Here is a 9,507-nt window from a genome sequence, read left to right on the forward strand (position 1 = left end):
CTCATTGCGGCCGTGCGCCTCATCGGCCGGTGGCTCGCCCAGCGGCGGCCAACCGAGACCAGTGGCGCCAACCCTGCCCAGCTGCGGCTAAGGGCGGCGTGAAAATGAATTTTTCAGGGACGACTATGTGCTGGGGCTGTGCGGATACCTTCGCACGTCAGTCCTGCCCCGGCTGTGCACAGCCCCCAGGTGCCGAGACCAAAGACCATGTTTGACAAGATCTTGATCGCCAACCGCGGCGAAATCGCCTGTCGAGTGGCTGCCACGGCGCGGCGGCTGGGCATCCGCACCGTGGCCGTGTATTCCGACGCCGACGCGCACGCGCGCCACGTTGCCGCCTGCGACGAGGCGGTGTGCATCGGCACCGCTGCGCCCCAAGACAGCTACCTGCGCGGCGAGCGTATTCTCGACGCCGCGCGCGCCACGGGCGCGCAAGCAATTCACCCCGGCTACGGCTTTCTGAGTGAGAACGAGGGCTTCGCGCAAGCGTGCGCCGATGCGGGACTGGTGTTCATCGGTCCGCCGCCGGCGGCCATCGCCGCCATGGGGCTGAAGGCGCAGTCCAAGCGCCTGATGGAGGCGGCCGGGGTGCCGTTGGTGCCCGGCTACCACGGCGCCGATCAAGACCCGCGCGTTCTCAAGGCCGAAGCCGAGCGCATCGGCTACCCGGTCTTGATCAAGGCCAGCGCCGGCGGTGGCGGCAAGGGCATGCGGCGCGTGGATGACCCGGCGGCCTTCGAGGAAGCGCTGGCGGCGTGCCAGCGCGAGGCGCTGGGCAGCTTTGGGGATGCCGCGGTGCTGATCGAAAAATATGTGCAGCGCCCACGCCACATCGAAATTCAGATTTTCGCCGATGCGCACGGCAACGCGGTGTACCTGTTCGAGCGCGACTGCTCGGTGCAGCGGCGCCACCAGAAGGTGCTGGAGGAAGCCCCCGCTCCTGGCTTGCCGGCCGAGCTGCGCGAGCGCATGGGACTGGCGGCGGTGGCGGCGGCGCGCGCCGTTGGCTACGTGGGCGCGGGCACGGTGGAGTTCATCGTCGAGCAGCCGCTGGGCTACGACCACCCCGAAGCGATGCGCTTTTACTTCATGGAGATGAATACCCGGCTGCAGGTCGAGCATCCGGTGACGGAGGCCATCACCGGGCTGGACTTGGTCGAGTGGCAGCTGCGCGTGGCCGCCGGCGAACCCTTGCCGCTGTCGCAAGGCGAGCTGCGTTTTCGCGGCCACGCCATCGAGGCGCGCATTTGCGCCGAAAACCCCGACAATCAATTCCTGCCCGCGACCGGGCGGCTACACGTGTACCGCAAGCCAGCCTGCAGCGCCTTCACGGTGGCCGATGTGCGCATCGACGACGGCGTGGACGAAGGCGACGTCATCAGCCCGCACTACGACTCGATGATCGCCAAGCTGATCGTGCGTGGCGACACGCGCGCGCAAGCCCTGGCGCGGCTGGATGCCGCGCTGGCGCAGCTGCACATCGTGGGCGTGGCCAACAACGTGGCGTTTTTGCGTCGGGTGGTGCGCAGCGATGCGTTTGCGCACGCCCGGTTGGATACCGCGTTGATCGAGCGCGAACGGGCGGCCTTGTTCGGGCCACCGGCGCTGCACGCCCCAACCGCCGTGGCGGTGGCCGTGGCGCATACCCTGGCCAGTGAGCCAGCGGCCGCCGGGGCTGCGGCGGCGCACGGCGGCCACGATCCGTGGGACGCGCGCGATGGCTTTGCCAGCCACGGCGAGCGCCACCGCCATTTCGCCTTTCGATGGGGCGACGACCCGGTGCCGGCGCGTCTGACCCGGCGCCGCGATGGCACGTACTGGCTGGCGGTCGGCGAAGGGGAGGCGGCCTGTGCCGGCCCGCTGTACTGGCGCGCCGATCCAGGTGGCGGTTGGGCCTTGGGGGTGACGTTCGGCGGCGCGTCGCTGCGCGCCACCGTCTACGCCGAGGGCGAGCGGCTGCATCTGTTCACGCCCGACGGTGCCGCCGTGCTGGTGACGGTGGACGAGTTGGCGCACGCGGGAGACCACGCGGCCGAAGGCGGGCGGCTGACCGCGCCGATGCCGGGCAAGGTGGTGGCCTTGCTGGTGCAGCCCGGCGCCGCGGTGAAAAAAGGGCAGGCTCTGGCGGTGCTGGAAGCCATGAAGATGGAGCACACCATCACCGCGCCGGCCGACGGCACGGTCGCCGAATGGCTGTATGCTCCGGGCGACGCCGTGCTCGAAGGCGCAGAGCTGTTGCGTCTGAGCCCCGCCTGACCACTGAGCGTGTCTGTCATGCCGTACCCCAACCGTGTCCGCCTCATCGACGTCGCGCCGCGCGATGGGCTGCAAAACGAAAAACAGCCCGTAGCGGCGGCGGTCAAAATCGAACTCGTGCATCGGCTGCAGGCCGCCGGGCTGCGCGAAATCGAGGTCACCAGCTACGTCAGCCCCAAGTGGGTGCCGCAGATGGCCGACAACCACGAGGTGATGACCGGCATCACCCGCCAGCCGGGGGTGCGCTACGCGGTGCTGACGCCCAACATGAAAGGCTTGGAGGCGGCGCTGGCCGACCGGCCCGACGAGATCGTGGTGTTCGGCGCCGCCAGTGAAACCTTCAGCCAAAAGAACATCAACTGCAGTATCGCCGAGAGCATCGAGCGCTTCGCCCCCGTGGTGGCCGCGGCGCTGCAAGCCGGTGTGGCGGTGCGCGGCGCCATCAGCTGCGCCCTGGGCTGTCCGTATGAAGGGGACATCGCGCCTGAGCGTGTGGGCGAGCTGGCGCGGCTGATGAAGGACATCGGCGTGCAGCGGGTGGACATTGCCGACACCATCGGGGTTGGCACCCCGCTGAAGGTGCAGCGCGCCTTCGAAGCGGCGCTGGCCCACTACGACCTCGATCACGTCAGCGGTCACTTCCACGACACGTATGGCCAGGCGCTGGCCAATACGCTGGCGGCGCTGCAGATGGGGGTGTGGAACTTCCAGTCGTCGGTGGCGGGGCTGGGCGGCTGTCCGTATGCCCGGGGGGCCACCGGCAACGTGGCCACCGAAGACGTCGTTTATCTGCTGCACGGACTGGGCATCGACACCGGCATCGACCTGGACGCGCTGGTGGACGCGGGGGCATGGATCAGCGCGCAGTTGGGACGGCCGACCGGCTCGCGCGTCGGCCGAGCCCTGCTGGCCAAGCCCGCCGCTGCCGCCGGGGCGGCCGCGCAGGGGCATTGAATGGCAAAAGCGCCCGACAAACCCTGGCCCGACGGCGTGCGTCGGGTTGCCCACGCGCTGCAGGCGTTGGGCACTGGCCGTGCGCCGGTGCTGCTCGACGCCGCCGCGCGCACCGCCCAACAAGCTGCCGATGCGCTGGGGGTGGCGCTGGGCCAAATCGCTAAAAGCATCATCTTCCGCCGCCTGCCCGACGATACGGCGGTGCTGGTCATCACCAGCGGCGACCGCCGGGTGGATGAGGCCAAGGTGGCGCCGCTGGTGTGCGCGCCAGGCCAGTCGCTGGCGCGCGCCGACGCTGCTTTCGTCAAGGCAGCCAGCGGATTTTCCATCGGGGGTGTGGCGCCGCTGGCCCATGCCCGGCCACCGGTGACCTTGATCGATGCCGAGCTGTTTCGCTTCGACGTCATTTGGGCCGCCGCCGGGCACCCGCACGCGGTTTTTCGCCTGACCCCACAGGAGCTGCGGGCTTGGACGGGGGCGCCGGTGGCGGACGTCACGCAGCGCTAGCATCGCGGCCCGCATGACTGCCCCGCCCGCTCCCGCGCCGCGTCCCGTCACGCTGGTCGAAGCCCGCCGCCGTCGCCCTGCGGTGGGTGGCGGTGTGCCGTCGCCCTGCGTGGGGGTGTGCCGCATCGACCCCGCCACCGGTTGGTGTGCCGGGTGTTGGCGCACGCTGGACGAGATCGCCGCGTGGGGCGGTAGTGACGACGCGACGCGTCTGCGCATTTGGGCCGCCGTCGAGGCGCGGCAGACCCGTCAGCGCGGCCACTCAAATTCCTGAGCGTGCCCGGCCGCCAAAGGTGGCGGCACTGCGGTGTCGGCGCTGCGCCCGTGTCACGGGCGTGCATCGCTGGCTGCTGGACGCAGACGCGACAGCCCTTGGCAGCGCGCGCGGCCTGCCGTACAGTGCGCACGACAGCGGCCACCCGGCCTGCCGTTTTCCGTGCGAAAGGAGGAATCGGTGCAGCAAGGCGTTCAGGAACGACCCCTGGTGCGTTTGAGGCGCGCCACACCCAAGGGCCGCGCCCCGACAGCCGAGGCGCGCGCCACGGTGGCGCGCCTGTGCGACGGCCTGGCGCCGCGGCGCGACCTCTTGATCGAGCACCTCCACCGCTTACAGGACGGCCTCGGTGGGCTGACGCGCGACGTGCTGGCGGCACTGGCCGAGCGACTGCGCCTGAGCCAAGCCGAGGTCTACGAGGTGGCCACCTTTTACCATCACTTTCGGGTGCTGCCCGATGATCATGCGGCGCCGCGGGTGACGGTGCGCGTGTGCACCAGCTTGCCGTGTGCCTTGGCCGGAGCGGAGGCGGTTCTGGCACGCGTGCGCGCCGCCGTCGCAGACGACCCCGCGGTGGCGGTGGAGGCCGTGCCCTGCATTGGCCAGTGCCACCAGGCGCCGGCGGCCTGGGCGGGGCAGCGCCAGGTGGCGCCGGCCGACGCGTCCATGCTGGCAGCGATCGTCGCCAGTGGCGAGACCGGGCCGCGCCCGCTGCCGGCCAGCGGTGCGCCGGCGCAACCGCACGACTATGCCCAGCTCGAGCGCCTGCTGCGTGGCGAGCTGCGCCCCGTGGATGTATTGCGCGAGCTGGAGGCCAGCGGCCTGCGCGGCTTGGGCGGCGCGGGTTTTCCCGCTTGGCGCAAGTGGGCCACCGTGGCCGGCCAGCCGGGGCCGCGCGACGGTGTGGTCAACGTGGACGAGGGCGAGGTTGGCACCTTCAAAGACTGGCATACCCTGGCGCACGCGCCGCGCCCGGCGCTGGAGGGGATGCTCATCGCCGCTGCCGTCGTCGGCTTGGAGCGGCTGTGGATCTATGTGCGCGACGAATACCCGGACGTGCGTGCCTTGCTGCATGAGGAGCTACAAGCGCTGCAGGCGCGGCTGCAGGCGTGGCGGCAACGCTACCCAGTGGCGTTTGGTGTGCCGCACCCGGATACGCCGGGGCAGCGCCCGTTGCTGCCGGCGGCCGGCCCGGAGATCCTGCTGCGCCGCGGCGCCGGTGCCTATGTGTGCGGCGAGGAGTCGGCGCTGATCGAATCGTTGGAAGGGCGGCGTGGACTGCCGCGGCTGCGCCCGCCCATCACGGCGGTGCGTGGCGTCTTTGGCCGCCCGACGCTGGCGCACAATGTCGAGACCCTGTGGTGGGTGCCGACCGTGCTGCGCGACGGCGGTGCGGCCTGGGCCGCTGCGGGTGTGCGCGGGCGCGTCGGCTGGCGGCGCTACAGCGTCAGTGGGCGGGTGCGCCGGCCCGGCTGCTACCTGTTGCCTGCTGGCAGCACGGCGCGCGAGGTGATCGACGCCGCCGGCGGTATGGCCGAGGGGCACCGGCTCTACGCCTTCTTGCCCGGAGGGGCCTCCGGCGGCATTTTGCCGGCGGCGCTGGCCGACCTGCCGCTGGATTTCGACACGCTGGCCGACCACGGCGCTTTCGTTGGTTCGATGGCGCTGATCGTCCTGTCGGAGGCCGATCGGGCGCGCGACGCCGCGCTGGCCATGATGCGCTTCTTCGCGCATGAATCGTGTGGTCAATGCACGCCGTGTCGTGCCGGCACCACCCAGGCGCTGGCGCTGCTGCAGGCGCCGGTGTGGGATCAGACCCGGTGGGCCGCGCTGTCGCAGGTCATGCGCGATGCGTCCATCTGCGGCTTGGGCCAGGCCGCACCCAACCCGGTGGACAGCGTGCTGCGCTATTTTGCCCACGAGGTGACGCCATGACGTTTGCCGCGAACCCCGCAACCCCCGTGTCGGGATCATCGCAGGCCATCGCCTTCACCCTGGACGGGCAGCCGGTGCAGGCCCGCCCCGGTGAAACCCTGTGGGACGTGGCGCGCCGCGTCGGCACCGAACTGCCGCACCTGTGCCACCGGCCCGGCCTGCCGCCGGCGGGCAACTGCCGCGCCTGCGTGGTGGAGGTGGTGGGCGAGCGTGTGTTGACTGCCGCCTGTTGCCGCGCGCCCGAACCGGGCATGCGGGTGCGCACCGACAGCGCGCGCGCCGTGCAGGCGCGCCGCACCGTGCTGGAGCTGCTCGCCGCCGACGCGCCCGACAGCGCCGCCCTGCACGCCGACAGCGAGTTGGTGCACTGGCAGCGCGCCACCGGCGCCGAGCCGGGGCGCTGGCCGGCGCGTGGGGCGGCACAGGCGGCGGCTGCGGCGGATACCACCCACCCCGCCATCACCGTGCGGTTGGATGCGTGCATCCAGTGCACCCGCTGCGTGCGCGCCTGCCGCGACCTGCAAGGCAACGACGTGCTCGGCCTGGCGGGGCGTGGCGCGCAGGTCCACATCGTGTTCGATCAGGGTGACGCCGTGGCCGACAGCACCTGCGTGGCCTGTGGCGAGTGCGTGCAGGCATGCCCCACCGGCGCCTTGGCGCCGGCCAATGGGGCGCTGGCGCGGCGCAGCGAGCGTCGGGTCGATACCATTTGTCCGTACTGCGGCGTGGGGTGTGCGATCACGGTACACGTGGCCGAAGGCCGGGTGCTGCGCGTCGATGGGGCCGACGGCCCCGCCAACGCGGGGCGGCTGTGCGTCAAGGGGCGCTTTGGACTGGACTATGTGCACCATCCGCGCCGGCTGACGACACCGCTGCTGCGTCGCCCGGGCGTTCCCAAAGACCCGGCGCTGCTGTTGCCCGGCCCCGACGGTCGCGTGAACGAGGATGCGTGGTGGGCGCAGTTTCGTCCTGCCACGTGGGAGGAGGCACTGGATGCCGCGGCTGCGGGCCTGGCACGCGTGCGCGACGCCGCCTGGGCCGCCGGAGTGCACGGACGTGCGATGCCGGTGGCCGGCTTCGGTTCGGCCAAGGGCAGCAACGAAGAAGCCTATCTGTTCCAAAAACTGATCCGCAGCGCGTTTCGCACCCACAACGTCGATCACTGCACCCGGCTGTGCCATGCCTCCAGCGTCGCCGCGCTGATGGAGGCGATCGGCTCGGGGGCGGTGAGCAACCCGGTGCGTGACTGCGCGCTGGCCGATCTGATCGTCGTCATCGGCGCCAACCCGGTGCAAAACCATCCGGTGGCCGCCACCTGGATCAAAAACGCGGTGCGTCGTGGCGCGCGTCTCGTCCTCATCGACCCGCGCCGCACCGAGCTGGCGCGCGTCGCCTGGCGTACGCTCACTTTCACGCCGGGTACCGACGTGGCGCTGCTCAACGCCTTGCTGCACGTCATCGTCAGCGAAGGTCTGGTCAACGACGCCTTCGTCGCTGCGCGCGTGCAGCCGGGCGACCTGCAGGCGCTGCGGGCGCACCTGCAAGCCTTTACCCCAGAGGCGATGGCGCCCCTGTGTGGCATCGATGCGGCCACCCTGCGGGAGGTCGCGCGCGCCTACGCCACGGCGCCGGCCAGCCTGATTTTCTGGGGCATGGGCGTGGCGCAGCACAGCCACGGCACCGACAACGCGCGCGCCCTGATCGCGCTGGCGCTGCTGACCGGGCAGATCGGTCGGCCCGGTACCGGCCTGCATCCGCTGCGCGGTCAAAACAACGTGCAAGGCGCCAGCGACGCCGGGCTGATCCCGATGGTGCTGCCCGACTACCACCGAGTCACCGACCCGGCCCACCGGGCCGTGGCGGAGGCCGCCTGGGGATTGCCGGCCGGCTTTTTGCCCGCCGAGCCCGGTTTGACGGTGGTCGAGATCCTGCACGCGGCCGCCGAAGGGCGCATCCGCGCCATGCTGATCCAGGGCGAAAACCCGGCGATGAGCGACCCCGACGCCGCGCACGCGCGCGCGGGTTTGGCACGGCTGGAGCACTTGGTGGTCAGCGACCTGTTCCTGACCGAGACGGCGGCGCTGGCCGATGTGGTGCTGCCCGCTGCCGCGTGGCTGGAAAAAACCGGTACGGTTACCAACACCGACCGTACGGTCCAACTCGGCCGCCCGGTGCTGTCGCCGCCGGGGCAGGCGCGCGCCGATGCCTGGATCCTGGAGCAGCTGGCGCGCCGACTGGGGCTGAACTGGCACTACGACATCGACCCGCTGGGCGGCGCCCCCACCGCCGACAGCGGCATTGGCCGCGTGTTCGACGAGATGGCGGGCCTGATGCCGGCACTGAGCGGCCTGCGCTGGCAGCGGCTGCTGCGCATCGGCGCCATCACGCACCCGGTGCCCAGCGCCGATGACCCCGGGCATCCGGTCGTATTCACCGAGCGCTTTCCCACCCCGGACGGGCGCGCGCATCTGGTGCCGGCCCGGTTGGGCGCGCCGGCCGAACCGGCGGATAGCGCCTATCCCTATGTGCTGATCACCGGGCGGCAGCTGGAGCACTGGCACACCGGCGCCATGACGCGCCGCAGCGCGGTGCTCGACGCGCTGGAGCCGGTGCCGCACGTCAGCCTGCATCCGCAGACGCTGCAGAGCTTGGGTGTGCGGGTGGGCGAGCGCGTGTGCCTGCGCAGCCGCCGCGGCAGTGTGACGGCGGCTGTGCGTGCCGACGAGGCGGTACCGGCGGGCGTGGCGTTTTTGCCCTTTGCCTATGCCGAAGCCGCGGCCAATTTACTCACCATCGCCGCGCTCGATCCGGTGGCCAAAATCGCCGAGGTCAAATACTGCGCCGTGGCCATCGAACCGGTGCGTGCGCCCGCGGCCGAGGCGGCGGCCCTTTGACCTGGTGCGCGGCAAGCCTCGGCCTTCAGGCCGGGGAAGGATAGCGGGGACGCCGTAGGCGTCCTTTGGGCGGTCAGTGTGGCGTCTGCTGCTGTTCGATGTACTGGCGGATGATCTCGATGGGTGCACCGCCGCAACTGCCAGCGAAGTAGGACGGCGACCACAGGGCACCGCCCCACAGCTTCTTGCGGATGCTCGGGTAGTTCTTTTTGCGGATCATGCGGCTGGACACGCCCTTCAGGCTGTTCACCAGCGCCGAGACGGCGACCTTGGGCGGGTAGCTCACCAGCAGGTGGACGTGATCGTCCTCACCGTCGAACTCCACCAGTTCCGCCTCGAAGTCGGCGCAGACGCTGGAGAAGATGTTACGCAGGTCGTCGAGGATTTCCTTGGTAAACACTTCGCGCCGGTATTTGGTCACGAAGACCAAATGCACGTGCATCAGAAAGACGCAGTGCCTGTCCGCGCCGAATATCGTTGTCGTTGCTCATAGGCCAAGCGTATCATTTCGCCCAGGCAACGTCTGCAAGCCTTCAGATACGAACTGATGCCGACCGGCTAACAGCAGCGCCAGATGCGCCGCTTTGCCGGGTCGTGCCGCTTCGTCTTCAACAAGGCGCTGGCGTTGCAGAAGGAACGCTACGAGCAAGGCGAGAAGAAGCTCGGCTACGCCGGCCTGTGCAAGCT

At 70.6% G+C, this 9,507-nt stretch carries 6 protein-coding genes and 2 pseudogenes; 7 read left to right on the top strand and 1 reads right to left on the bottom strand.

The genetic code is table 11. The annotated features are described in order from the left end of the window. Positions 1-207 precede the first annotated feature (207 nt). The 6 genes from Tchar_RS12725 to fdhF all read left to right on the top strand — a co-directional run bounded on the left by Tchar_RS12725 (position 208) and on the right by fdhF (position 8,820). Positions 208-2,256, top strand: a complete 2,049-nt coding sequence (locus tag Tchar_RS12725) for an acetyl-CoA carboxylase biotin carboxylase subunit (RefSeq protein WP_144329369.1) — start codon at positions 208-210, stop codon at positions 2,254-2,256. 18 nt (positions 2,257-2,274) lie between these two features. After that, positions 2,275-3,210, top strand: a complete 936-nt coding sequence (locus Tchar_RS12730) for a hydroxymethylglutaryl-CoA lyase (protein WP_144329375.1) — start codon at positions 2,275-2,277, stop codon at positions 3,208-3,210. Then, positions 3,211-3,717 (top strand): YbaK/EbsC family protein, encoded by a 507-nt coding sequence (locus Tchar_RS12735; protein WP_144329370.1) that lies wholly within the window; start codon positions 3,211-3,213, stop codon positions 3,715-3,717. Between the two features lie 13 nt (positions 3,718-3,730). Then, the gene (locus Tchar_RS12740) at positions 3,731-3,991 is read left to right on the top strand and encodes a DUF1289 domain-containing protein (protein ID WP_144329371.1); all 261 of its coding nucleotides are present in this window, start codon (positions 3,731-3,733) and stop codon (positions 3,989-3,991) included. 180 nt (positions 3,992-4,171) lie between these two features. After that, positions 4,172-5,926 (top strand): NAD(P)H-dependent oxidoreductase subunit E, encoded by a 1,755-nt coding sequence (locus Tchar_RS12745; protein WP_236640464.1) that lies wholly within the window; start codon positions 4,172-4,174, stop codon positions 5,924-5,926. Next, positions 5,923-8,820: a formate dehydrogenase subunit alpha gene (gene fdhF, locus Tchar_RS12750; RefSeq protein WP_144329373.1), complete on the top strand. Its 2,898-nt coding sequence runs from the start codon at positions 5,923-5,925 to the stop codon at positions 8,818-8,820. The genes Tchar_RS12745 and fdhF overlap by 4 nt, the downstream gene beginning before the upstream one ends. A 73-nt stretch (positions 8,821-8,893) precedes the next feature. Here fdhF and tnpA read toward each other — a convergent pair. Continuing rightward, positions 8,894-9,311 (bottom strand): annotated as a pseudogene (gene tnpA / locus Tchar_RS12755) (IS200/IS605 family transposase). A 56-nt stretch (positions 9,312-9,367) separates the two neighbouring features. On the opposite strand from tnpA, the pseudogene Tchar_RS12760 reads away from it, so the two are divergent. Then, a pseudogene (locus Tchar_RS12760) lies at positions 9,368-9,507 on the top strand (helix-turn-helix domain-containing protein); the annotation flags it as partial.

Source organism: Tepidimonas charontis, from assembly GCF_007556685.1.
Lineage (GTDB): Bacteria > Pseudomonadota > Gammaproteobacteria > Burkholderiales > Burkholderiaceae_C > Tepidimonas > Tepidimonas charontis.